This window comes from Streptomyces sp. NPDC058701 (assembly GCF_042715295.1).
Lineage (GTDB): Bacteria > Actinomycetota > Actinomycetes > Streptomycetales > Streptomycetaceae > Streptomyces.
Genome location: NZ_JBHXSY010000021.1, coordinates 93,263 through 119,244, shown reverse-complemented (window position 1 = coordinate 119,244; position 25,982 = coordinate 93,263). Strand labels below are relative to the sequence as shown.

Below are 25,982 nucleotides of genomic sequence, written 5' to 3'. Positions count from 1 at the left end.
GCGCCGGCGGCGCCACGAGCGCCCCGCGCGCACCGGGCGGAGAACAGCGATCAGGGGATGGGAATGGCAGTGGATCAGGGCAACGCACCGCAGGACCGGCCGCTCACCTTCCTTCGGGACGCGGCGAGCCGCGGAGTCCGCTTCTTCCTCGGGGACGGCCGACTGCGGTCGACCGGCGGCGAGGTGCTCACGCCGGAGGAACGCGCGTACGTCCGCGAGAACAAGGCGGAGATCATCGCGCACCTGCTGCCCCGAACCCAGAGCATCCCCGTCGCCGAAACCGCGGGGGACGGCGCGCCGCCGAACGCCGACCCGGTACCGCCGAGCCACCAGCAGGAACGCCTCTGGCTGGTCCACGAGATCGCCGAGCGGTCCGAGGAGTACAACTCGGTCACCGTCCTCGAGGTCCGCGGCCCGTTCGACCCCGACCGGTTCGCCGAAGCCCTGCGCGGCGTCGTCGCCGACAACGACGCGCTGCGCACCGTCTTCCGCCCCCAGGACGACACCGTCCGCCAGGAACTCCTGGACGCGGACCCGTGGATCGCCCTGGACCACGCGGACACGCCAGAGGACGCCCTGCGTCAGGCCCGCGCCCTCGAACAGGTCGAGGCGGACCACCAGTTCGACCTGCGCAACGAGATCCCGGTCCGCTGTCGGATCGTCACCGGCCCCGGGGACCTGCACCACGTCGTCCTCAACATCCATCACATCGCCTGCGACGGCTGGTCGATCTCGCTCATCCTCGACCGCCTGGCGGCGTACTACGAGAACCCCGAGCCGGGCCCCGACTCCCCGGCGCGCGCCCACCGTGCCTACCACGACTACGCCCGCTGGCAGCGCACCACGCTGACCGGAGACGTCCTCGACAGCCTCGTCGGCCAGTGGGAGCGGCGCCTCGACGGGGCGCCTCGGCGCCACGCCCTGCCCGCGGACTTCACGCCCGACCCGGCGGCCCAGCGCCGCGCGGACGTGGTGCGCCGCGGCCTGGACACGGAGGCGTACGCCGCTTTCCGCAAGGTCTGCCTGGCGGACGACGCAACCGAGTTCGCCGGCCTGCACGCGCTCCTCGGCATCCTCCTCGCCCGGATCAGCGGCCAGGAGGAGACGGTAGTCGGCAGCCCGATCGCCAACCGTGAGCAGCGGGACATCCACGGCACCATCGGCTTCTTCGTGAACATGATCTCGGTCCGCGGCGCGGTCCCCGCCGAGGCCACCTTCCGGGAGGTCCTCTCCGTCAAGAAGGACGAGATCGAGTTCGGCTACACGTTCCAGCAGGCACCGTTCGAAAGGGTCGTCGAGCGGCTGGTGGAGGGCAGGGACGACCACACCACACCCGTCTTCCAGATCGTGCTGGTCCTGCAGAACAACCGGGTGTCCAGGCCGGTTTTCGGCCGGGCCGTCACCCAGGAGCTCCCCGAGGCCCACCGCCACAGCCGCTTCGACCTGGAGATCTTCGTTCACGGCGACGGCGACGGCGAGACCCGGGAGATCGAGTGGGTCTTCCACGACGGTCTCTTCGACCGCGCCACCATCGAGCGCTGGGCGGACTGGTTCACCGCCCTGCTGGCCGAGGTCACCGAGCACCCGGACCGCCCGGTGGCCGACCTCACGGCCCTCGCCGCCGGCGCACCGACATCCGCCGACCACCGTCCGGCGCCGGACGCCGGGACTCCGCGGCAGCGGCGCGCCATCGCCCGCACCGGCGGCCCCGCCGCCGTCGACGTGCTGCGCCGGGTCGCCGCCGTCGCCGCCGCCGAACCCGACCGGATCGCCGTGTCCGACGGCCGCCGGCAGGACACGTACGCCGAACTCCTCGAAGAGGGCCGCCGCATCGGGGCCGTGCTCCTGGCCCGCCACGGCCGGGACGCGGTCTTCGCCCTCGCCATGGAACGCTCCCTGGAGCTGGTGCGCACCGTCGTCGGCATCCTGTCCATCGGCGCCACTTACGTCGTCGTGGACCGGGACGACGCCGCACCGCGCCGGGCCGCCGTCCTGGAGACAAGCCGCCCTGCCTGCCTGCTGGTGGCCGAGGAACTGCCCAGCCTCGGCGCCCAGGCTGCCGCGTACGGCATCGACGTCCTCGACGTCCGCACCCTTCCCGACCCGGACGGCCCCCGGCCGAAGACGGTCGAGGTGCCGGCCGACCGGGACCTGTACCACGTGTTCACCTCGGGCTCCACCGGACGGCCCAAGGGCGTCCGCGTCACCTACGGGAACCTTGCCGCCTACCTCGGCGGCGTCGTCCCCCGGCTCGGGCTGCGCGCCCGCGACGGCCACGCCTGGCACTCCAGCCCCGCCACCGACTTCGGTAACACCGTGCTGTTCGGCGCGCTCGCCACCGGCGGGCGGCTGGAGATAGCGACCCGGGACGACATCCTGGACGGCACCGCCATGCGCGCCTTCCTCCGTGACCGCGCCATCGACGTCCTGAAGATCACCCCCGGCCACCTCGAAGCGCTCCTGCAGACGCATCCGATCGCGGAGCTGCTGCCACGGACGACGCTGATCCTCGGCGGGGAAGCCGCCTCGCGCAGCCTCGTCCGCACCCTGCGGACCGTCCCGTCGGACGTACGGGTGTTCAACCACTACGGCCCGTCCGAGACGACCGTCGGCGTCTTCGTCGCCGACTTCGCCGACCGGGACGAGCGGCGCGTGTTCGCGATCGGCCGGCCGCTTCCCGGCACGGAGTTCACCATCGAGGACGAACGCGGCAGGCCGGTGCCCTTCGGCGCCGCCGGCGAGCTGGTCCTGCGCGGCCCGCAGGTAGCGGCCGGCTACCTCGGTCGTCCCCTCGACGAGCCCGGGCCCTTCTTCACGGCCGGCACCACCCGCGGCTACCGTACGGGCGACCAGGTCCGGCAGCGCAACGACGGCCAGGTCGTCTTCCTCGGCCGCCGCGACGGCCAGGTCAAGATCCGCGGCCACCGCGTCGAACTCGGCGAGATCAACGCCGCGCTGGAGGCCGTGCCCGGCGTCGCCCGCGGCATGGTGCTGGTGACCGGTGGCCCCGACGAGCCGCGCTCCCTCGTCGGCTTCGTCCAGCGGGCGCACACCGCGGAGTCCGAGGACCGGCCCGAAGAGCCGAGCGCCGAAGCCGCGACGGCGACCGTCGACCAGTGGCGCGAGTTCTACGACTACGCGTACAGCGAGCGGGTCACCGGAGACATCGAGTTCAACACCTCCGGCTGGATCAGCTCCTACACCGGAGAGCGCATCCCCGAGGCGGAGATGCGTGCCTGGCTCGACTCCACCCTGAGCCGGATATCGGCGCTGGGCCCGGTCAACGTGCTGGAGATCGGGTGCGGCCTCGGCATCATCGCCTACCCGCTCAGCCGCTCCGTGCGCTCCTACCTCGCCTGCGACTTCTCGCCCTCGATCATCGAGGCGAACCAGGCCAACGCCCGCCTGATCGACACCGGCGACCTCAGCTTCTTCGAGTGCGAGGCGGCCGAGATCGACCGGTACGCGGACCGCGTCCGTGCCGCCGGCGTCGACACCGTGATCATCAACTCGGTCGTGCAGTACTTCCCGGACACGGCCTACCTGGAATCGGTGCTGGACAAGGTCCTCGCCATCGACACCGTCCGCCATGTCTTCGTCGGCGACATCCGCAACACCGACCTGCTGGACGAGTTCAGTCTCTCCCTGGTAGACGCTCGCGACGCCGCCCTGCCCGAGCCGCGCCCCGCCATCGAACGTCTGCGCCTCGCCCGTGCCCACTCCGAGCGGACCGGTGAGCTGCTGCTGTCCGACCTCTACTGGGAGGAATACGCCCGTACGAGGAAGGACGTGGCCGGCGTCAGCGTCCTGCCGCGCGTCACCCGGCACTCCAGTGAACTCCTCGACTTCCGCTACGACGTCGTGCTCACCAAGGACGCCCGGGCCCTGGCCCGTCCGGCCGCCGGCCCGGCCGTCCGCGCGGGCGGCCCCGCCGATCTCGACCGGCTCCGGGGCGAGCTGGCCGACGGCATTGCGGACATGGCTGTGGTACGGGGTGTCCGCAACGACCGCACCGCCGCGTACTGCGAGAACCTGCACGCCATCGTCTCCGGCGTCGGAGGAGCGGCCGCACGGCCGGTCGCGCGGACCTCCGACCGGAGCGACCTGGACGAGCTCCTCGCCGCGGCCGCGGCCGACGGGCTGCACGCCAGTGCCCACTACGCCCGCGACGAGCACGGTCGGCTGAGCCGTCTCGACGTAGCCCTGTTCCGGGACGGCGCCTCCGGGCTGGCTGACAGCCGGCTCCTGGGCACCCCCCACGACCGCTCCGCCCGCGTCCGCCCGCTCGTCCACACTCCGCCGGCCGATCCACACGGCACGGACTGGGTGGACCGGGTCGCGGCCGCGCTCACCGACGCGCTGCCCCGCCACATGTGCCCCGACCGCATCGTCGAGGTGCCGGCCTTCCCGCTCAACAAGACGGGCAAGATCGACCAGCGTGCCCTGCTCGCTCTCGTACCGCGCCGCACCGAGGGCGACGCCCTCGGAGAGCTCGCCGACGACACCGAGCGCCGCCTCGCGGAGATCCTGCGCGGGCTGCTCGACCCCGGAACCCCGATCGACCGGGAGAGCGACTTCTTCGCCATCGGCGGGCACTCCCTCCTGGCGACGAGGTACGTGCACGCCGTCAACCAGGCGTTCAGCGTCGACCTGCGGGTGAAGACGGTCTTCGACCGGCCCGTGCTCCGCGAGTTCGCCGCCCTCGTCGGTGAAGGTGCGGCTACGGCTGCCGGTACGGCCCCTGCCGCGTCCCCGGCTGCCGGACCCGACGGCTCCGGGGCCCGCCGGGCGCCGCTGGACACCGTACCGATCTCGCCCCTCCAACAGCGCTTCTGGACCATGGCCCAGGCCACCGGCCCGTCCACCCTCTACAACTCGCTGACCCTGCTGGAACTCTCCGGCCCGCTGTCCGCCGACATCCTGACCACCGCTTTCGTCGACGTCGTCGACCACCACCGCGTCCTGCGCTCCCGCTTCCACCCGGCGGACAGGACCGTGGTCCTGCGGACCCGGGCGACCGAGGACTACGCCCTCGCCCGGCTGGAGCTGCCCGGCCTGGACCTGGCCGGCGCCGAGCGGATCCTGCACGACCGCCTCAACCGGCCCTTCGACCTGGAGACCGGTCCCCTCCTCGACGCGGCCCTGATCACCGCGGCGGCCGACCGCCACTTCCTCGCGATGGCCATCCACCACGCCATCTTCGACGGCACGTCCGAGGAACTGTTCATCGGGGACCTCCGCAGCGCGTACGAGGCGCGCCTGGCGGGCCTGGCGCCGCAGTGGGACGAGGACGGCGAGGGATTCCTGCGCCACCTCTCCACCGCGCAGCGGCCCACCGCCGAAAGCACCGCCTTCTGGGTGCGGCACCTGTCCGGCGCCCCGGTCCTGCACGCCCTTCCGTTCGACGGTGAGCGCCCCGAACGTCTGACCGCGAAGGACGGCGCCGCCCTGCACACCGTGCTGGGCTCCGAGACCACCGCACTGGTCACAGAGCTGGCCCGGAGCCGGCGCACCACCACGTTCGTCGCCCTCAACACGCTGGTCGCGCTGTTCGTCTCCTTCCTCTCCGGCGAGGACGACATCGTCATCGGCTCCCCGGTGGACTGCCGCGAGACGCAGGACGACGGCCGCGCGATCGGCATGTACGTCAACACGGTGGCCTTCCGCCACGAGCTGGACTGGAACAGCCCCGTCGAGACGGCCGTCGTCCGCGCCAAGGAGTTCTTCCACGACGCGGTCGCCCACATGGCGGTGCCCTTCGACCAGGTGGTGCAGGAGCTGAACCCGCCCCGCCTGCTCGGGGCCAACCCGGTCTTTCAGATCATGCTGGCCCTTCAGCCGGAGGGCAGCGAGACGTTCCCCTTCCACACCGGGCACGGCCGGTCCGTCAAGGCCGCGACCGTGGAGTCCAAGTTCGACCTCACCCTCAACGCGAAGATCGTCGACGGCTGCCTGCACGTCCACTGGGAGTACGCCAGCGCGCTGTTCTCCGCCGAGCGCATCGCCCGGATGGCCGACCTGTTCGAGCCCTTCCTGCGCGCCACCGCCGGGAGTCCGCACCTCGCGCCCGTCACCCATCAATTCACCGGCGCAGCCGGCCTCTGCGTCCCCTCCGGCGAAGGCAGCGGCGTCGCCCTGCTCACCGGGCCGACGGTGCCCCTGACCGACACCACCTGGCTGGAGGCCCACTCCCGCGTCGTCGCCGCCCACGGCGACCGCCCCGCGGTCCGCACCCCGCAGGGCGACACCTGGGACCAGCGCACCCTCGACGCCCGCGCCGACGCCCTGGCCGCACTCCTGCACGAGCGCGGAGTGCGTCCCGGCGACCTGGTCGCCCTCATGCTCACCCGGTCCGCGGAATCGCTGGTCGCCGTACTCGCCGTCAACAAGCTCGGGGCGGCCTACGTTCCCATGGACTCCGAGCACCTGCGCCGCAACGCGGCGGACCTGCTCGGCGCGTACGACATCCGCTTCGCATGCGTCGAGGACGGCGACCACGACAGCTACCCGGTCCGCACCGTGACCCGCTCGGAGTTCCCCGCACCCGGTCCGGGCCTCACCCCGCCCGCGCACCATCCCGCAGGCACCGACCTCTGCTACGTGATCTTCACCTCGGGCTCCACGGGCCGCCCCAAGGGCGTGGCCGTCACCCACCGCGCGGTCACCAACTACCTGGCCCACAGCGCCGGCACCTACCTGGAACACGGTCCCGAGGAAGCGGTGGTCGTCGGCCCGCTCTCCTTCGACGCCACCGTTACCACCACCCTCTTCGCGCTCTCCGCCGGGCTGACCCTGCGGATCGTCGCGGAGGGCGACGAACTGCCCGGACTCGTCCGCGAGCTCGGCTCCGGCGCCGGCGGCCCGCGTCTGTTCAAGCTGACCCCGTCCCACCTCGTGGCCCTTGCCAACCTCGGCGTCACGCAAGAGGTCCGCGCCGACCGCCACACCTTCGTCATCGGCGGCGAGGACCTCAAGGCCGGCGTAGCCGCCCCCTGGTACCGGGCCTTCCCGAACGGAAGCCTGTACAACGAGTACGGCCCGACCGAGGCCACCGTCGGCTGCGTCGTCCACCGCGTCACCGCCACCGACCTCGCGCAGGGCTCGGTCCGCATCGGCACCCCGATCTGCAACACCACGATCGCCGTCGTGACCCGCGGCAGCCTGTGCGTCCCCGATCAGCGGGGCGAGATCGTCATTCTCGGCGAGAGCCTGGCCCGCGGTTACCTCGACCCTGAACAGACCGCGGCGGCATTCCGCCCGGTCGCCGCCCTCGACGGCGTGATCGGCTACCACAGCGGTGACCTCGCCTCGCTCACCGGCGACGACTTGCGTTACCACGGCCGCACCACGCGGGAAATCAAGATCCGCGGGTTCCGGGTGAGCCTGCCCGAGATCGAGAAGGCGATCGGGGACGTCGACGGCGTCACCGACTGCGTCTGTGCCGTCTCACCCGACGGCCGCAGCCTGCGCGCCTACGTCGTGACGGACGACTCCCTCCCGCGCACCACCGTCACCCAGGCGGCGCTGCGCGACACCCTGCGCAGGCGGCTGCCCGCCCACATGGTGCCCGACACGCTGCGCCTGCTGCCCGAGCTGCCGCTCACCCCGAACGGCAAGGTCGACCTCGACGGGCTCCACCGCGACGCGGCCGCCACCCCGATGGCCGCCGTGGCCCCCGCCGCGGCCGGTTCCGGGTCCGGTTCCATCGCCCGTCGACTGGAAGAGGTCTGGCAGGGAGTCCTCGGCACGTTCGAACCCCTGCCCACCGATGTGTCGTTCTTCTCCCTGGGCGGCAACTCCCTGTCCACCACGGTCCTGCTGCGCCGCATGAACGAGGATTTCGGCACCAGCCTCACCCTGGAGGCGCTCTACCGCGAGACCACCCTCGCCCACCAGGCCGAGCTGCTGGCCGCCGCAGGCCCGGACCGGGCCGCGGACCCGTTCCCCGTTCCCGACGGGAGCGACGTCCCGCACGAGTTCGAGCTGACCCCCGCCCAAAGCCGTCTGTACCTGCTGGAGAAGCTCGGTACCGGCGCCGACTACGTCAACCCGATCTGCTTCCGGCTCGGCCGGGGAATCGACCTCGCCCTGCTGCACCGGGCGCTGGAGGCCGTTCTCGACCGGCACCCCGTGCTCACCTCGCGGGTGGTGGAGGAGGGCGAGCGCCTGGTCCTGCGCCCGGGGAGCGGGACGGCCGCCGACCACATCGCCGAGCCGCACCCCTGCGCCGACGAGACCGAGGCCACCCGGCACCTGGGAGAGGCCCGCCGGGAGGCGGTCGACATCTTCGGCGGCCCCCTGTTCCACGCGGTCTGCCACCCACTGCCCGACGGATCGGCCCTCCTCCAGATGATCGTCCACCACGTCGTCTTCGACGGGTGGTCGGAGCGGATCCTCCTGGAGGACCTCGCGGCCCGCTACGCGGAACTCGCCCTGGGAACCGCGCCCGGCGACGCACCGAGCCCCGTCCACTTCGGGCACCACGCCGCCGCCCTCACCCGGCAGGACTCCGCCCAGGACACCTCGTGGTGGATCGACCTCCTCACCGGGGCACCCGCCGGCCACAACCTGCCCACCCGGGAAGGCGGCCGGAGCGACCGCGAGAACCCGGCCAAGACCTTTCACCGGGTCATCGACGGGACCGACACCGCAACCCTCACGGAGGCGTGCCGGACCTGGGGCGTGACCCCCTTCCACGCGGTCCACACCGCCCTGGCCCTGGCCGTGTGCAACATGAGCCACGAGGACGACGTCGTCATCGGCGTCCCTACGGCCAACCGCGGTGACACCCGCCACCACGACACCATCGGCCTCTTCATGGAGACCCTCCCGCTGCGTACCCGCGTCAGCGGGCCCGACGCCACCTTCACGGATCTCCTCCACGCCAACCGTGCCACGGCCACGGCCGCCCTCGGCCGCACCAACTTCCGCATCGAGGACGTCCTCAACGCCTGTGCCCCGCACCGCGACGGCAGCCGGAACCCGCTCTACCAGATCATGCTGTCCTTCAACGACGAGGGCGGCGAGAGCCTCCGGTTCGGCGAGGTTCGGGCCGACCGGTTCCTGCTCCCGAGCGGACCCGCGAAGCTCGACCTCATCGTCGACGCCAAGATCATCGATGGAACGCTGCACCTGTTCTGGGAGTACGACCCCGGCCTCCTCGCCGAGTCCACGGTCCTCGCCCTGGCCGACCACCTCGAGGAGTGGCTGCGGTGGGGCCTGGCCGACCCGGACCGCCCGCTCGGCACGTTCACCACGCGGGCCGGCCGCATCACGGCCGGCACCGCGCCCGACCGGGCCCCCGTCCGCCGCGGCGCGTACGAACGTTTCCGCTCGGCGTGGGACGGCCGTACCGGCGAACTCGCCTACACCGAACGGGACACCCGCCTGACCGCAGGCGAGCTCCACGACCGCGTCGACTCGCTCGCGGCCCTCCTCGCCGCCCGTGGCATCGGCCGCAAGTCACTTGTGGCCTGCCTGTCCGGCCAGGTCCTGGACCATGTCGTCACCCTGCTGACCTGCTCCCGCATGGGCGCCGTCCACGTGCCGCTGGACACCTCCAACCCGCCCGAGCGTATCCGCGAGATCCTCGAGACCGTCGACGCCGACGCGGTCGTCGCCGACGACCCGGCGGCGGTCCCGGCCCCGTACCCGGCGCTCACCACCGGGGACGACCCGGCCGGGCTCCCCGTTCCGCCGCCCTGCCCCGGCGGGCCGGCGGCGCCCTCCCACATCATGTTCACCTCCGGCTCCACCGGCCGCCCCAAGGGCGTCCGACTCGGCACCACCTCGCTGGACGCGTACGTCGACGGCATCAACGCCGCGTACGGCGGCACCGACGCCGTCATCGCCCAGTGCGGCAACCCCGCCTACGACGTGTTCATCGAGGAACTCGGCCTGTCCGTCCTCGTCGGCAACCGGCTCGCCGTACTCCCGCCCGAGGAGCGCGCCGACCCCGCCGCGTTCGCCGGCTTCGTCGCCCGCGAACGGATCACCCACCTGCCGCTGCCCACCTCCTACTGGGCCTTCCTCGTCGCCTCCATGAGCGACGAGGACTTCGACCGGCTGCGTGACGTCCGCGTCTGCGCAGTGGGCGGCGAGGACTACCCGACCAGCGCCGCGCAGACCTGGTTCCGCCATTTCCCCGCAGGACCCCGCCTGTTCAACGTCTACGGCCCCACCGAGAACGGTCCCGTCAGCCTCGTCGGCGAACTCCGCCCCAACACCCCGCCCTCCACCCTCGGCGCGCCCATGAGCGAGGTCGTGTGCGAGGTCAGATCCCGGTTCGGCGCCACCGTTCCCGTCGAAGGGCGCGGCGAACTCATCGTTCGCGGGCCGCAGCTGTTCGACGGGTACGTCGGTGGAGCGACCGTCGCCGCATATCCGACCGGCGACATCGTCCTGCGCGACGGCGTCCACGGCCTCCGCTTCGTCGAACGCGCCGGCGCCATGATGAAGATCTCCGGCTTCCGCGTCGAACCGGGCGAGTACACCGCCCTGCTCACCGGCATCCCCGGCATCGAGGACCTCCGCGTCACCGCCAACCCCGAGCGCACCGGCGTGATCCTCTACGCCCTCCTCCAGGAGGGCGCCGTCACGGAGGCGGAGATCGCCCGAACCGTCGCCCAGCGCGTGCGCGAGTCCCTGCCCGGCTACATGCGCGGCCATCAGCTGCGGTTCTGCCGGGAGATCCCCCTCACGCCCAACGGCAAGGCCGACTTCAGGGCCCTGGCCGACCGGTCCTGGGCCGCGCCCGAACCCGTACGCGCCCCCGAGACGGACGCCGACGCCGTCGGGCCCCGTGCCGACGTCCGGGAGCTGTGGCGGACCGTTCTGCCCGGCACCCCGCTCGACGACCACCGCGGCTTCTTCGACCACGGCGGCACCTCCCTGACGATGCTCCGGCTGCTCACCCTCTTGAACGAGCGGTTCCCCGGCTGCTTCGAGCTGATCGACCTCTACGAGAAGACGTCCGTCGACCTCCAGGCACGGCACGTCCACAAACGGAACCGGACCGAACGGGACACGGCACCGGCCGAGCCGTCCGCTCGGGAACGACTGGCCCGCAAGCGCAGGGCCCGACGCGAGACAGGAAGTGGGAAGTGAAGACCTTCGAAGCCTTCAAGGCCATGAGGTCGGGCCCCGTGGCCCGGCTGGTGCTGGGCTCCTCGGCCAGCCGGCTCGCCACCTTCGGCTTCAACGCCGCGATGGCCGTATACCTGCTCGACCTCACCGGCCGAGCCACCGACCTCGGTCTCGCCCTGCTGGTCGGCACCATCCCCTTCTTCGCGCTGAGCCTGGTCACCGGCGTCGTCTGTGACCGCTTCAACCGCAAGAACATCATCCTGGTGTGCGACGCGCTGCGCGTGCTCGTCGCTGTGGCGTTCCTGCTGGGGGCCTGGCTCCTCGACACCGACGCCACCGTCGCACTCGTCTACGCCACCGTCTTCTGCTTCTCCGTCTGCGAGGCCTTCGTCACCACCAGCTTCTCCAGCATCGTCCCCGATGTCATCGACGAGAAGGACATCCTGGACACCAACAACCTGCTCTTCGGCATCGGCGACTCCGTCCGCATGATCGGCCCCGTCGTGGGTGTCCTGCTCTACTCCACCGCGGGGTTCACGGCCACGGCGATCAGCACCGCCGCCCTGTTCGCCGCGGGCTTCCTGTGCCAGCGCGGAGTCGCCTACACCCAGGCCAAGGCGCCCGACGGCGGCGCTCAGGGCCTGCGCGCCGTCGCCCGCGAGGAACTGGGCATGTTCCGCAAGCTGATCACCGCGGACACCCGGCTGACCTCCCTGATGGCCAACGGGTTCACCACCCACCTGTTCATGTACCCCTTCATCACGGTGGGCCTGCCGTACGTCATCACGCAGGTCTTCCGGGCCGGATCCGTCGAGTACGGCTACCTGGAAGCCGTCTGCGCCGGCGCCGGCATCCTCTCGCTGCTGGTCGTGCCCCACACCAAACGCTGGGGCACCTCCACCAGCCTGGCCGTCAGCATGGGCGCGATGGTCGTCGGCGCCGCCGTCTTCCTGATCCTGCTCGTCGGCCCCGCCGTGGACCTCATGACCGACAAGGCACCGCTGCGCCTGGGCGTCCTCACCCTCGGCTGCTTCCTCCTCTTCCTCGCCTTCGGCGTCTACGGCACGTACTTCGTGAGCTTCATGCACACGAACGTCCCCAGCGAGATGCTCGGCAAGGGCCAGAGCCTGGTCATGATGTTCAACGCCCTCGGACGGATGCTCGGCTTCGCCCTCTTCGGCCTGCTCTTCGACCACTCCCTGCAGGCCGCGGTCGTCGTCTTCGTCGTCGGAATGAGCTGCAAGATCCTCGTCCACCTGCCCTTCGTCAAGGCCGACCGCCGCCGCCGCGCCGCCACGGCCACCGACGCACCCGCCTTCGACCCGGTGGAGGGACGATGACCTTCGACGACCGCATCGCCATCGTCGGCATGCACCTCAAACTGCCGACCGGCATCGACACCGCCGAGGGCTTCTGGCAGCTGCTGATTGACGGCCGGGACGTGTTCACGCGCGGTCCCGTCACCGGGGGCCGCGTCAACCTCACCTCCCACATCGCCGACGCCAACTGGTTCGCCGCCGAACCCTTCGGGATCTCCGAGTACGAAGCCGGCCTCACCGACCCGCAGCACCGGCTGCTCCTCGAACTCGCCTGGGAATGCCTGCGCACGGCCGGCTCCGGCCAGGACTCCGTGACCGGTGTCTTCTCCTCGTGCAGCCCGTCGTCGTTCTTCGAGGAGATCCTGCTCCACCGCCCCGACCTGTGGGCCCGCAACGTCAGCCAGATCCTGGAAGGCACCCAGGGCGACTACCTGGCCACCCGGATCGCCTACCGGCTCGGCCTGACCGGCCCCGCACTCCACATCGGCACCGGCTGCTCCTCCTCGCTGGTCGCCCTCAACCAGGCGATCCAGGCCCTCAATGCCTTCCAGTGCGACCGCGCCCTGGTCGCCGCCGCGAGCATCCACTCGCCGGGCGAGACCGGCTACGAGGTGCGCGAGGGCGGCATCTACTCGGCCGACGGCTACTGCCGGCCCTTCGCGGACGACGCCAACGGCACTGTCCCCGGCAACGGCGCCGCCGTGATCCTCCTCAAGCGCCTCGAGGACGCCCTGGCCGACGGCGACCCCGTCCACGCCGTCGTCCTGGGCAGCGCCGTCAACAACGACGGGGACCGCAAGGTCGGCTTCGTCGCCCCCAGCATCGACGGACAGCTCGACTGCGTCACCACCGCCCTCGACAACGCCGAGCTCGAACCGGCCCTGGTCTCCTACCTCGAGGCCCACGGCACCGGGACCCGGGTCGGCGACCCCATCGAACTGCGCGCCCTGGCCAAGGCGTACGGCACACCCGGACCCGGTGGCCGCCACCTCGGCTCCGTGAAGGCGAACATCGGTCACTGCGACGTCGCCGCCGGCCTGTTCGGCCTGATCAAGACCGCGTTGATCCTGACGCACGCCACCCTGCCGCCGCAGATCAATCTCACCGCCCCGACCACCGCCCACGACTGGTCCGACGGCTCGCTGAGCATCGCCCGCACCGCCGTGGACCTGCGCGCCGGGCGGGACGCCGACGCCCCGCTCATCGCCGGTGTCTCCTCCCTCGGCGTGGGAGGCACCAACGCCCACGTGCTGCTCCAGGACGCCCGCAGCCTGATCGGCGCCGACGAGGCCGACCGCCGCACCCCGCGTCCCGTGGTCCGCATCCCGGGCCGGATTCCGTACGAGGCCGTCGTCCACCCCGAGAGCAGCGGAGACGAGGCCGGGGCGGGGGTGCAGGCCGATGCCGACTCCGCGGCTACGGCGGCGCCGGTCGCCGACACGGTGCTGTTCGAGCTGTTCTCGCAGCACACCGCGGAACCCGTGACCGCGCTGGACGAGGACTTCTTCGCGCTCGGCGGGGACTCGTTCGGGCTGCTCCACCTCCTCGACGAGATCGACCGCCTCACCGGCGTGGAACTCTCCGTCGAGGAGTTCACGGCGCGTCCCACCGCGGCCCACGTCCGCGCCCGGCTCGATGCCGCAGCTGCCGCCGGTGCGGCCGCGGGCGCGGCCGGACCCGCCGCGGCCACCGGGGACCGCGGCGACAGCGCGGACGACGCCGGGGCGGACGACGCCGACGCCGACGGCGCGGACGCCGAGGCCATCCGTGCGATCGCCGACCGCCACGCCGGGCTGACCCTCGCCGACGCCGTCGCAGACCCGGACGGCCCCGTTCTGCTGACCGGTGCGACGGGCTTCGTCGGCGCCCACGTCCTGGCGGACCTCCTGGCCGCCGGACGGCAGGTCGTGTGCGTACTGCGCGGAGGCGAGGAGCGCCGCGCCGCCGTCGTGGAACAGCTGCGGTCGATCACCGGCTGGGACCCCGCCCGGGAGCGCCTCGTCACCTGCGTCGCCGGCGATATCACCCGTCCGCGCCTCGGCCTCGACGGCCCGGTGTACGACACCCTCGCGGACCGGGTCGCCTGGGTGATCCACAGTGCGGCCGCCGTCAACCACGTCTATCCGTACGCGGGCCTCGCCGCCGTCAACACCGACAGCGCGGCCGGCATCGTCGAGTTCGCCGCCACCACGCGACGCAAGGCCCTCACCTACCTGTCCACCACCGCCGTCTTCTCCACCGCCGCGTACGCGCCCGGCAGTGAGATCACCGCCGGGCCGGTGACCGCGCTCCCGCCGGAATCCGACGGCTACGGCCGGTCCAAGGCCCTCGCCGAGCACCACTTCCGCCACGCCGGCGAGCTCGGCCTGTCCGCTGTCGTCCTGCGGATCCCGAACGTCTTCGGCGACCGCACCAGCCGCCGGATCAACGCCGGCGACGCGATCTGGAGCTGGACCAAGGCCATCCTCATGACCGGCCACTACCCGCGCAGCTTCGACATGACCGGCGACGAACTCTTCCAGGCCCTGCCCGGCGACGTCGTCGCACGCGTCGTGACGGGGGAAGCACGACCCACGGGCGAGCCCGGCTGCCGCTTCGTCAACGCCGTTCCCAATCTGGTGTGCAGCTCCCGCGGCATGCTCGCCGGACTGCACACCGCCGGCCACCACCCCGAGTCGCTGGCCGACGCGGACTGGTACCGGATGGTCGCCGACCTCGACCCGCGCGACGTATGGGTGGCCAGCCTGGCCGGCAGGCTCGCCGACAGGCCCGAGACCGGGTTGCCCCTGCGCCTGCACCGCTTCCCGCTGGACGACGACCCGGCCGTGGCCGAGGCCGTCAACCACAACGCCGTGTGGTCGCCGGCCGATCTCGCCGGCTACCTGGCGGCCCCCGAACTCGTCTCCCCGACCGCCCTCACGCGCACGGAGCACTGAGATGGACACCAACGAGCTGCTGCGCCGCGCCGCCCACGAGCACGGCCCCCGCACGGCACTCATCGACGGCGCCGCCACCATCACCTACACCGGACTCCTCGCCGCCGTCCTCGCCCACGCCCACGCCCTGCGCGCACGCGGCCTCGGCCCCGGCAGCACGGTCGCCGTGTGTGTGAACCGGTCCACGGACACGGTGACGCTGTTCCTCGCCGCCCAGTGGATCGGCGCCGCCTTCCTGCCGATCGACGACCGGATACCCCTCGCACGGCTCCGGTTCATGCTGGCGGACGCAGGCTGCGACCTGCTCGTCCTGGAAGACGACAACCCCGACGCCGCCGCCCTCCGTGAGGGGGACACGCCCGTCCTGAACCGCTCCGTGCTCCACGCCGCACACCCAGGCGGTGCCGTGTCCGAGGCGGAGGTCCCCGCCACCCCCGGTCCCACCGCCTACGTCCTGTACACCTCCGGCTCGACCGGCCTGCCGAAGGCGGTGCCCGTTTCGGCCCGCAACCTGTCCTTCTTCACCGACTGGCTGCGTGACACGTACACCCCCGAGGAGATGGCCTACTCGGCGTTCACCATCTCCGTCGGCTTCGACGTCTCCTTCGCCGAGATCCTCGGCCCCCTCGTCCACGGCGGAACCCTCGTCCTCTTCGAGGACCTCTTCCGGATCGGGGACACCCCCGTCCCCCTCACCTCCCTGACCAACGTGCCCGGCAACCTGGCCCGCCACCTGGAGCACCACCGCACGTTGCCGGCCACCCTCAAGGTGGTGACCTCGGTCGGTGAGCCGCTGCGTGTGGAACTGGCGCGCCGGATCATCGTGGACCCGTCCCTCCGGCTGATCAACGCGTACGGGCCGACCGAGGCCACCGTCTACACCGCCCACCACGTCGTGACCCCCGACGACCTCGACGGCACCACGACCATCCCGATCGGCCTGCCGATGCCCGGGGTCACCGCCGAGGTTCTGGCACCGGACGGCGCCCCCTGCGCTGCGGGCGAAGCGGGCGAACTGGTGGTCACCGGCCCCAACGTCACCGCCGGGTACCTGTCCGCGCACGCCCGCGACAGCAAGGCCTTCTTCCGCCGCGCCGACTCCCCCCACCCCTCGTACCGCACCGGCGACATCGTCGTACGCGACGTGTCGGGGGTCCTGACGTGCCTCGGCCGGTCCGACCGCCAGTGCAAGGTCAACGGAATCCGCGTCGACCTCGAGGAGATCACCACCCACCTGCTGACCTGCCCGGGTGTCGCCAACGGGCACGTCGCCGCCCGCGAGACCCCCGCCGGCACCCGGCTGGCCGCCTTCGTCACCGCGACGCCCGAGGCCACCCCGCACCCGGAGGACATCCGGGACAAACTCGCCGCGATTCTGCCCCGCTACAGCGTCCCCCACGACATCCTGACCGTTGCCGCCCTCCCGACCACCATGAGCGGCAAGATCGACGAGAAGGCTTTGTCGGCGCTGCTCGCCGACGCCGGGAGTCCGGGTACCGACAGCGGCGCCGCCCGCATCGAGGACGTCCTCGCCCTCTGCACGACGACCGCGCCGGACCCCGCCTCCTACCGCCGCCGACTGCACGGTCTGACCTCCCTGGAGCTCATCTCACTGCGCCAGCGGCTGCTGCGTGACCACGCCACCGATGTGCCCCTGAGGGAGATCCATCGCTGCGAGGACCTCGGCGCCCTCGCCGATCTCGTCCACCGCCGGCGGGGCAACGCCCGCCCCACCCCGACCGAGGGGTCCCCGACTTCCGGCGCGGACGCCTGCGGCGTCGGCGAGCAGAACATCTGGCTCGCCGACATGCTCGCCCCCGGCAGCTGCGGCAACAACGAGGTCTACCGGCTGAACTTCACCCACGAGGTCCCCGCCGACCGCCTGGAGGCGGCCCTGCGGGACTGTGTCCGCGACCTCCCCTCCCTGCGCACCGCCTACCACCTCCGCGGCGGGCAACTCGTCAAGGAGGTGGCGGACCCGGCCGCCTGCGCCTTCCGGCTGGAACACCTCCCGGCCGACGGCCCCCACGGGGACGCCGCGGCCACGGCCGCTGCCCGCCGCCCGTTCGACCTCGCGGACGCCCTGAAGTTCCGCGCGTACCTGCTGCCCGGCCGACTGCCCACCCTCCTCCTCGTCGTCCACCACGTCGCCATCGACGCGCTCGCCGTGGACGTCCTGCTGGAGCACCTGGAGAACCTACTGCTCGACCGTCCCGCCGTCCCGCCGCAGCACGCTGCCGGCATCTGGCACGCGCCGGCCGACCCGGCCGCACTGCGCGCGTGGTGGCAGCAGCGGCTGGCCCCCCTCCGGGAGGGTTTCGCCGTCCCCGTGCCGCCCGGCGACGCCGCCACCCGCAGGCAGATCCACCTCGCCGGCCCCGCGCACACAGCCCTGTTGGCCACCGCGGACACGGCGCGCACCAGTGTCTTCGGCATCCTTCACGCCGCGCTGACCACGGTCCTCGCCCGCCGGCTCGCCACCGACGCGGTCTCCCTGGCCACGCCGATGACCAAGCGGAGCGCCGACGACCGACAGGTCGCCTGCCTCACCAACGTGGTGCCCCTGGTCGCCGGCCCCCGCACCTCCGACATCTCCGTCCTGGCCCACCTGGCGGAGCTGCGCCGCGGCCTCCTGGAAACCCTGGACCACTCAGACGTCTCCCTGAGCGACCTCCGGACGATCCAGGCTCGACCGGACGCCCCGCTGGTGCACGCCATGCTCGCCGAGGTCAGCCGGCCCGCCCCCGGGTCCACGCTCTTCGAGGCCGAGGAGGTGTTCACCGGCATCGCCAAACTGCCGCTCATCTTCCTCTTCGAGGACCGGCCCGACGCGCTCCACCTCGTCGCGGAGTTCGTACCCGGCCCGGAGGCGACCCCGTTCGTGGAGTCGGTGATGGCCGCGGTGGCCGGCGAGATCGAGGCCATCACCGACGCCGTCACCGGCCACTGACCCGCAGACCCGACCTCACCACCCACCCACCCACCACTCACTCACTCACTCACTCCGAGGGGAAACACACATGAGCACCGACAAGGTCACCGTCATCGAGACCTGGAAGCTGAAGGACGAGTTCGCGGGCCGGGCCCTGGAACTCATGCAGATCATGGACGACATCGTCGGCCCCGGCGCGCACGGAGACCCGGGCTGGTGCGAGCACGGGCGCTTCTACCAGCTCCAGGAGCGGGAGTCCGAGATCTGGATGATGTACAGCTGGCGCAGCCGTGCCGAACACGAGGTCTTCATCAAGAAGGAGGAGGAGCTGCTCGGCGGCTTCTACGAGGAGTACTGCGACGGCCCCCGCGGCATCGTCTACTTCACCGAGCTTCCCGTCGACGTCGAGGCGGGCGACCACGACGGCGCGCACCACAACGGGCATGCGCATGGCTGAGCCCACCACCAGGCTCGAAGCCACCGGCGACTGGGCACCCGTCGACTTCGAACGGCACGGCCGTGAGCTGCTCGCCTCCCTCCGGGACCACTTCGAGCACGTCCGGGACGTACCGGTCGCCCGCCCCTACGATCCCGGGGAACTGACGGCCCGCCTCGACACCGCCGCCCCCGAACAGGGCGACGACTTCTCGCGCATCCTGGCCGACACATGGGACAAGGTCGTCCCCGACCTGGTCCAGTGGAACCACCCGGCCTTCCACGGCTACTTCTCCACGTGCGCCAGCTTCCCGGGGGTCCTCGCCGAGACCATGACGGCGGCCCTCAACGTCAACGCCATGCTGTGGAAGACCAGCCCGTCGGCATCCGCTCTCGAGCTGATCGTGCTGCGCTGGCTCGCCGACATGGCCGGCTACCCCGCCGACGCGGACGCCGTCCTCGTCGGCGGGGCCTCGCTGGCCACGCTGTACGCCCTCGGCGCGGCTCGGGACGCGGCGTACTCCCACGACATCCGTGAGCAGGGCCTGGCCGGTCCGGACGTGCCCACCCCGCGGATCTACACCTCCGACCAGGCTCACAGCTCCGTCGACAAGGCGGCCATCACACTCGGCGTCGGCCTGCGCAACGTCGTGCGCATCCCCTCCGACAGCGGCTACCGGATGCGCCCGGACCTGTTGGAAGAGGCCGTCGTCGGCGATCTGGCGGCGGGCCGGCGTCCCGTCGCCGTGGTCGCCACCGTCGGCACCACCTCGGTGGCGGCGGCCGATCCGCTCGGCCCGATCGCCGACATCTGCCGGCGCCACGGCGTGTGGCTCCACGTGGACGCGGCCTACGGCGGGCTGTTCGCCCTCTCCACCGCCCTGCGCCCGGCCCTCGAGGACGTGTCCGTCGGTGACTCCCTCGTCGTCAACCCGCAGAAGACCCTCTTCGTCCCCCTCGACGCCACGTCCCTCCACTGCCGCCGCCGCGGGGCCCTCGCCAACACCTACCGGCTCGTCCCCGAGTACCTCACATCCACCCACCCCGGCGGCACGTCCGACTTCATGGACCTGTCGCCGCAGCTGGGGCGGGGCTTCCGCGCTCTGAAACTGTGGTGGGTGATCCGGACCTTCGGCCTCGACGGGCTCCGCAGCCGCCTCGACCACGCCGTCGACCTCGCCAACTCGCTCCGGGCCCTCGCCGACGCGCACCCCGACTGGCACTGCCCCGTGCCGTCCGACTACCCCCTGGTGTGCCTGCAGTACCAGCCGTCGGACGGGCCACGGCCCGGCACCCCGGAGGGACGGGCCGCCCTCGACGCCCTCAACGCCCGAGTCGTCGCGGAACTCAACGACGCCGGGGAAGCCTTCGTCTCCCATTCCGTCATCCGCGAGGGCTACGTCATCCGTGTCTCCCTCGCCAACATCCACACCACGCCCGAGGACATCGCCCGCCTCTGGACAGCCCTGAACCGCAGCGCGGAGAAATCCAGATGATCCACCACATCGTCCTCTTCCGCCTGAAACCCGGCATCACCTGGGACAGCCCCGAGGCCCGCGCCGCGGAGGAGCTCCAGGAACGCATGGGGGAGGAGATCGAGGAGCTGCGGGCCTGGACCTGCGGGCGGAACGTCTCGGACCGCCCAGCCGCCTACGACTACGCCGTTCTCGGGCTCCTCGACGACGAGGACGCCCTCGCCCTGTACCTCGCGCACCCCTTCCACCGGCGAGCCGCAGAGGCATGGACCGCCCTCAGCGACCGCGTCCTCGCGGACATCCCGGCCCGGCCCACCCCGTCCACGACCCCGCTGCCGCACCACCCGGAAGGAGACCCCCGTGTCCGCACCCGCTGATGCCTTCACCCTCACCCACGAGGAGCGAGACCTCCTCCCCGCCGACGCCGACGTCGCCTTCTACGCGGAGCACGGCTGGTACCTGTCGAAGAAGCTGTTCACCGACGAGGAGACGGCCCTCCTGCGCAGCGCCTCCGAGGAGTTCTACGGCGGCGCCCGCAGCCGCACCCTGCCCGCCCGGCCGCCGCGCCTCGCGTACTGGACCCCCGAGAAGGGAGCCGTCCAGCGCCACAACGACTACATCCACTACGAGAGCGACGAGATCGCCCGCGTCCTGCGCAAGCCCCTCCTGGGAGCCGTCGCCGCCCGCCTCGCCGAGGCCGACCGGATCCGGGTCTTCCAGTCCACCCTGATCCTCAAGCCGCCGAGCCCGCAGGAGCCGAGCAACCTCGTCCCCTGGCACTTCGACCGGGACTACTGGGCCACCTCCAGCTCCGAGCGCATGCTGACCGCCTTCATCCCGTTCCACACGTGTGACGAGCGGATGGGCACCATCACCATGATCGATGGCAGCCACCGTTGGCGGGAGCTCGACCGCGACGCCGTCACGGCCCGCCACTTCGTCGAACTGGGCCGCGATGCCGAATCGGTCCTGCACCGCACCGCGGAAGCCAACGGAGCCGAGGTCCGCAAGGTCCCGATGGTCATACCCGAAGGACACGTCAGCTTCCACCACTGCCGCACCTACCACGGCAGCGGCCCCAACCTCTCGACAGAGCCCCGCCGCGCCATCTCCCTCCACCTCCAGGACGGGGAGAACGCCTACCGGGCCTTCCCCCTCGCCGACGGCAGCTTCGCCACGTACAACCACGACGCCCTCGTCCGCAGGACCCCGGAGGGCACGCCGGACTACGCGGACCCTGAGTTCTGCCCCGCCGTCTGGGACGGGCAGCCGCCCTCTCCCGCCGCCTGACCGCGGGGACACGCCACACCGGGGTGGCGGACTCCGCGCCACGCACCCGGCCCGCCACCCCCGGCGCCCCACGTCACCTCCAGGAAGAAACGGATCACGCACCCATGACCACGGCAGCAGACATCGTCCGCCACGACGCCGGACTGCCCGTCGACGACCTCCGCCTCGACCACGTGGAGTTCTATGTCGAGGACCTGGAGCGCGCGAGCGCCCACTGGATCTCCCACTACGCGTTCACCCCCGTCGGCACGGCCCAGGGCCCCGGCCACCGGTCGCTCGCCCTGCGCCACGGCCGCACCCTGCTGATCCTCACCCAGGGCATCGACGACAACCACCCGGCCACCGCCTACGCGCACCAGCACGGCGACGGCGTCGCCCGCATCGCCCTGCGCACCGCCGACGCCGCCGCCGCGTACGAACACGCCGTGGCCCACGGCGCCGATCCCGTGGCCCCGCCGACCCGGCACCCCGGCCCCGGAACCCGCGCCACCGCCACCGTGTCGGGCTTCGGCGACGTGGTCCACACCCTCGTCGAACGGGACGACGGCGACGACCTGCCCCCCGGCTTCGAGCCCCTCGCCCCGGGCGACACCGAGCGGCCCGCCGATGGCCCGGACCTCCTGGAGATCGACCACTTCGCCGTCTGCCTGGCGGTCGGCGAGCTCGCCGACACAGTGGCCCACTACCGCCAGGCCCTCGGCTTCCGCGAGATATTCGAGGAGCGGATCGCCGTCGGCGCCCAGGCCATGCTGTCGAAGGTCGTCCAGAGCCGCTCCGGTGACATCACGTTCACCCTCATCCAGCCCGACCCCGAGGCCGAGCCCGGCCAGATCGACGACTTCCTCAAGAACCATGGCGGCTCCGGCGTCCAGCACGTCGCCTTCTCCAGCGCCGACGCCGCCGCCACGGTCCGCGTCCTGGCCGGCCGCGGCGTCGAGTTCCTCACCGCGCCCGCCACCTACTACGAACTCCTCGGCCACCGCGTGGCACTGCGGCACCACGACCTCGACACCCTCCGCACCCTGAACCTCCTCGTCGACGAGGACCACGCGGGCCAGCTCTTCCAGATCTTCACCCGCTCCACCCACCCCCGGCGCACCCTCTTCTTCGAGGTCATCGAACGACTCGGGGCGAAGACCTTCGGCTCGTCCAACATCCGAGCCCTCTACGAAGCCGTCGAACTGGAGATGTACCGACGCAACGGCCCCGGGCGATGACGGACACCACCCAGGCCGCCCCCGCGACGGCTGTCGAGCACCTCCACAGCCTCGCCGACATCGAACAGGCCGCGAGCCGGCTGCTGCCCGCCCCGGTACGGGACTTCGTGGCCGGCGGCGCCGGATCCGAACTCACCCTGGCCGCCAATCGCAGGGCCTTCGACACCACCCACCTGGTTCCGCGGGCCCTGCGTGACGTGTCGGGCTGCGAACCGGCGACGACCCTGCTCGGCCTGCCCGCCGCGATGCCCGTGGCCACCGCCCCCATCGGCTACCAGGGGCTGGTCCACCCGGACGGCGAACTGGCCGGGGCCCGCGCCGCCAAGGAAGCCGGCATCCCCTTCACCGTCGCCACGCTCAGCAGCCGCACCATCGAGGACGTGGCCGCGGTCGGGGCCACCACCTGGTTCCAGCTCTACTGGCTGCGCGACCGGGCCCGGACCTTCGACCTCGTGCGCCGCGCCGAGGACGCCGGCTGCACGGCCGTCATGCTCACGGTGGACGTCCCCTGGATGGGCCGGCGCCTGCGGGACGTCCGGGGCGGCTTCACCCTGCCCGAGGACGTCGTCGCCGCGAACCTCACCACGGGCGCCGCCTCCGCTGCTCACCGGGCTGCCACGGGGACCTCCGCGGTGGCCCGCCACACTGCCGCCGCGTTCGACCCGTCCCTGTCCTGGTCCGACCTGGAGGAACTGCGCCGCCGTACCCGACTGCCGCTGATCGTGAAGGGCCTGCTGGACCCCGAGGACGCCGTCCGCGCCGCCGAATGCGGCGCCGACGCCGTCGTCGTGTCCAACCACGGCGGCCGCCAGCTCGACGGCACGGTCCCCACCCTGGACGCCCTGCCCGAGATCCGCGCGGCGCTCCCCGCGGCCTGCGAGGTCCTCCTCGACTCCGGTGTCCGCAGCGGCGTCGACATCGTCAAGGCGCTCGCCCTGGGTGCCCGCGGCGTCCTCCTCGGACGGCCCGTGCTGTGGGGTCTCGCGGTCGCGGGGGACGACGGCGTCCGCCGCACCCTCGACCTGCTGGCCGCCGAGTTCCGGGACGCCCTCGGTCTCGCCGGCTGCACCGATCCCGCCGCAGCCGCCCTGCTGCGGACCCGTCGCGCGACGGAGCCCCTCGGCCGGCCCTGGCCGCAGCCCGACGCGCGCACGGCCCACCGGCCCCCGAGCAGTGGAGGACCCCAGCCGTGGTGACCGCACGCCGGACGACCACCGACACCCGCCCCGCCGTGCCGGCGTCCCTGAACCTCGCCGACCTGCACGCCTCGCTCACCGATCCGGCCCTCGGATCGATGACCTTCCTCAACGAGATCGCCCAGCGCTTCCCCGACGCGATCTCGTTCGCCCCCGGCCGCCCGTACGAGGGCTTCTTCGAGACCGCCCTCGTCCACCAGTACCTCTACCGCTACGAGCGCCATCTGCGCGAGGAGCGGGGCCTCGACGAGGACCAGGTCAGGCGCACCTTCTACCAGTACGGCCGTACCAAGGGCATCGTCCACGAGCTGATCGCCCGGCACCTCGCCGTCGACGAGGGCATCGTGGCCGATCCCGAGGCCCTGGTCGTCACCGTGGGCTGTCAGGAGGCCATGTTCCTGGTGCTGCGGGCCCTGCGCGCCGACGCCCGCGACGTACTCCTCGCCGTCTCACCCACCTACGTCGGCATCACGGGTGCCGCCCGTCTCGTCGACATGCCCGTTCTGGAGGTCCGCGGCGGCCGGCACGGCGTCGACACCGCCCACCTGGAAGAGGTGGTCCGCGATGCCCGGGCGCGAGGCCTGCGCCCCCGCGCGTGCTACCTCATCCCCGACTTCGCGAATCCCTCGGGCGTCAGCATCGACGTGCCGACGCGGCATACCCTGCTCGACCTCGCCGAACGCCTCGACCTGCTGCTGGTGGAGGACAACCCGTACGGCTACTTCACCGCCGACGGCGAGCCCCTGCCCACTCTGAAGTCCCTCGACACCCGGGACCGCGTCGTCTACCTGGGGTCCTTCGCCAAGACCGGCCTGCCCGGAGCCCGCGTCGGCTACGTCCTGGCCGATCAGCGGGTGACCGCCGCCGACGGCACGACCGGACTCCTGGCCGACGAACTGTCCAAGCTGAAGAGCATGCTCACGGTGAACACCTCGCCCATCGCCCAGGCGGTGATCGCCGGGAAGCTCCTCACCCACGACTGCGCCCTCCGCGAGGCGAACGCCCGGGAGATCGCCCTCTACCGAGACAACCTCAACCGGCTGCTGGCGGGGCTGTCCCGACACTTTCCGCCGGGCAGCGGGTCGGGCGTCACCTGGAATGTCCCTCACGGCGGTTTCTTCGCCGTCGTCACCGTGCCCTTCCCCGCCGACGACGCGCTGCTGGAGGTCTCCGCCCGCGAGTACGGCGTGCTGTGGACCCCGATGCGCCACTTCGGCACCGGGCCCGGGACCGAGTACCAACTGCGCCTCTCGTTCAGCCTGGTCACCGGGGCCCTGATGGACGAGGGCCTGCGCCGCCTGGCCGCACTGATCAGGAGCACCGCCGCCTCCGAGTGACGACGGCAGCGTCCGATCACGGTGCCCCTACCGGCGGGGCACCGTGATCGCGGTGGTCAGCAGCCCGTCCCGCATCACCCACCGGACGTGGAAGCCCCCGATCCGCCGACCCTCGACCACCGGCCCCGGCACCGCGAGCCGTGCGGCCAGCACCCCGTCACCGACGGGCCACAGCTCTGCCTCGTGAAAGGCCAGGAACCGCCCCGTCAGCGGGGACCACGCCTTGTAGACGCACTCCTTGGCGCTGAACAGCAACCGGTCCCACCGCACGCCGTCGTCGGCCGCCAGCGCCCGTCCCACCCACCGCTGTTCCCGCGACCCGGCCACGCGCCGCATCACCCCGTCCGGCACCGGCTCGTTGCGCTCGGCGTCCAGCGCCACGACGTGGAACTCCGCCGCCCGTGCCACCGCGGCCGCCCGGAACCCGGGGCAGTGCGTCATGCTCCCCACGACACCCTCCGGCCACACGGGAGCACCGAACGCCCCCGGCAGCAACGGCTGGTAGGCGACCCCCAGCCGCGCCATGGCCCGACGCGCGCAATCCCGCACGGTGGCGAACTCCCGCCGCCGCGCGGCAACCGCTCCGGCAACGGCACTCTCCTCCATGGGTTCCAACCGGGCACCGGCCACATCCCCGAACACGTGCTCAACTACGACACCGTCAGCCACCACTACCTCACCCACCACCCACACCCCTCGACCAGCCCTGTCCAAGCTATCCAAGCGTCCCGAATGGGGTTATCAGAACTTCCTCTCAGGC

At 72.2% G+C, this 25,982-nt stretch carries 12 protein-coding genes; 11 read left to right on the top strand and 1 reads right to left on the bottom strand.

The genetic code is table 11. From position 1 onward, the window contains the following. Window positions 1-63 precede the first annotated feature (63 nt). The 11 genes from dltA to ACFWW8_RS22650 all read left to right on the top strand — a co-directional run bounded on the left by dltA (window position 64) and on the right by ACFWW8_RS22650 (window position 25,222). Entirely contained in the window at window positions 64-11,106 is an 11,043-nt protein-coding gene (gene dltA / locus ACFWW8_RS22700; protein ID WP_386530758.1) for a D-alanine--poly(phosphoribitol) ligase subunit DltA, read from the top strand. Beyond that, window positions 11,103-12,425 carry an MFS transporter gene (locus tag ACFWW8_RS22695; protein WP_386530757.1) on the top strand — a complete coding sequence of 441 codons (1,323 nt, stop codon included), beginning with the start codon at window positions 11,103-11,105 and terminating at the stop codon, window positions 12,423-12,425. Before dltA ends, ACFWW8_RS22695 begins: the two co-directional genes overlap by 4 nt. After that, window positions 12,422-15,340 (top strand): beta-ketoacyl synthase N-terminal-like domain-containing protein, encoded by a 2,919-nt coding sequence (locus tag ACFWW8_RS22690; protein ID WP_386530756.1) that lies wholly within the window; start codon window positions 12,422-12,424, stop codon window positions 15,338-15,340. Before ACFWW8_RS22695 ends, ACFWW8_RS22690 begins: the two co-directional genes overlap by 4 nt. A 1-nt stretch (window position 15,341) precedes the next feature. Further along, window positions 15,342-18,290, top strand: a complete 2,949-nt coding sequence (locus ACFWW8_RS22685) for an AMP-binding protein (RefSeq protein ID WP_386530755.1) — start codon at window positions 15,342-15,344, stop codon at window positions 18,288-18,290. A 70-nt stretch (window positions 18,291-18,360) separates the two neighbouring features. Beyond that, on the top strand, window positions 18,361-18,729 hold the full coding sequence (locus ACFWW8_RS22680; RefSeq protein WP_386530754.1) for a hypothetical protein: 369 nt from the start codon (window positions 18,361-18,363) through the stop codon (window positions 18,727-18,729). Next, window positions 18,722-20,203 (top strand): pyridoxal phosphate-dependent decarboxylase family protein, encoded by a 1,482-nt coding sequence (locus ACFWW8_RS22675; RefSeq protein WP_386530753.1) that lies wholly within the window; start codon window positions 18,722-18,724, stop codon window positions 20,201-20,203. Before ACFWW8_RS22680 ends, ACFWW8_RS22675 begins: the two co-directional genes overlap by 8 nt. After that, window positions 20,200-20,559, top strand: a complete 360-nt coding sequence (locus ACFWW8_RS22670) for a Dabb family protein (protein WP_386530752.1) — start codon at window positions 20,200-20,202, stop codon at window positions 20,557-20,559. The genes ACFWW8_RS22675 and ACFWW8_RS22670 overlap by 4 nt, the downstream gene beginning before the upstream one ends. Then, window positions 20,543-21,472, top strand: a complete 930-nt coding sequence (locus ACFWW8_RS22665) for a phytanoyl-CoA dioxygenase family protein (RefSeq protein ID WP_386530751.1) — start codon at window positions 20,543-20,545, stop codon at window positions 21,470-21,472. Before ACFWW8_RS22670 ends, ACFWW8_RS22665 begins: the two co-directional genes overlap by 17 nt. 104 nt (window positions 21,473-21,576) lie before the next feature. Further along, window positions 21,577-22,689, top strand: coding sequence for a 4-hydroxyphenylpyruvate dioxygenase (gene hppD / locus ACFWW8_RS22660; protein WP_386530750.1), 1,113 nt, complete (start codon window positions 21,577-21,579; stop codon window positions 22,687-22,689). Further along, window positions 22,686-23,885, top strand: a complete 1,200-nt coding sequence (locus ACFWW8_RS22655; RefSeq protein ID WP_386530749.1) for an alpha-hydroxy acid oxidase — start codon at window positions 22,686-22,688, stop codon at window positions 23,883-23,885. Before hppD ends, ACFWW8_RS22655 begins: the two co-directional genes overlap by 4 nt. Then, on the top strand, window positions 23,879-25,222 hold the full coding sequence (locus tag ACFWW8_RS22650) for a PLP-dependent aminotransferase family protein (RefSeq protein WP_386530748.1): 1,344 nt from the start codon (window positions 23,879-23,881) through the stop codon (window positions 25,220-25,222). The genes ACFWW8_RS22655 and ACFWW8_RS22650 overlap by 7 nt, the downstream gene beginning before the upstream one ends. Window positions 25,223-25,249: 27 nt before the next feature. On the opposite strand, the gene ACFWW8_RS22645 is transcribed toward ACFWW8_RS22650, so the two are convergent. Next, window positions 25,250-25,828: a 4'-phosphopantetheinyl transferase gene (locus ACFWW8_RS22645; RefSeq protein ID WP_386530747.1), complete on the bottom strand. Its 579-nt coding sequence runs from the start codon at window positions 25,826-25,828 to the stop codon at window positions 25,250-25,252. Window positions 25,829-25,982 lie beyond the last annotated feature (154 nt).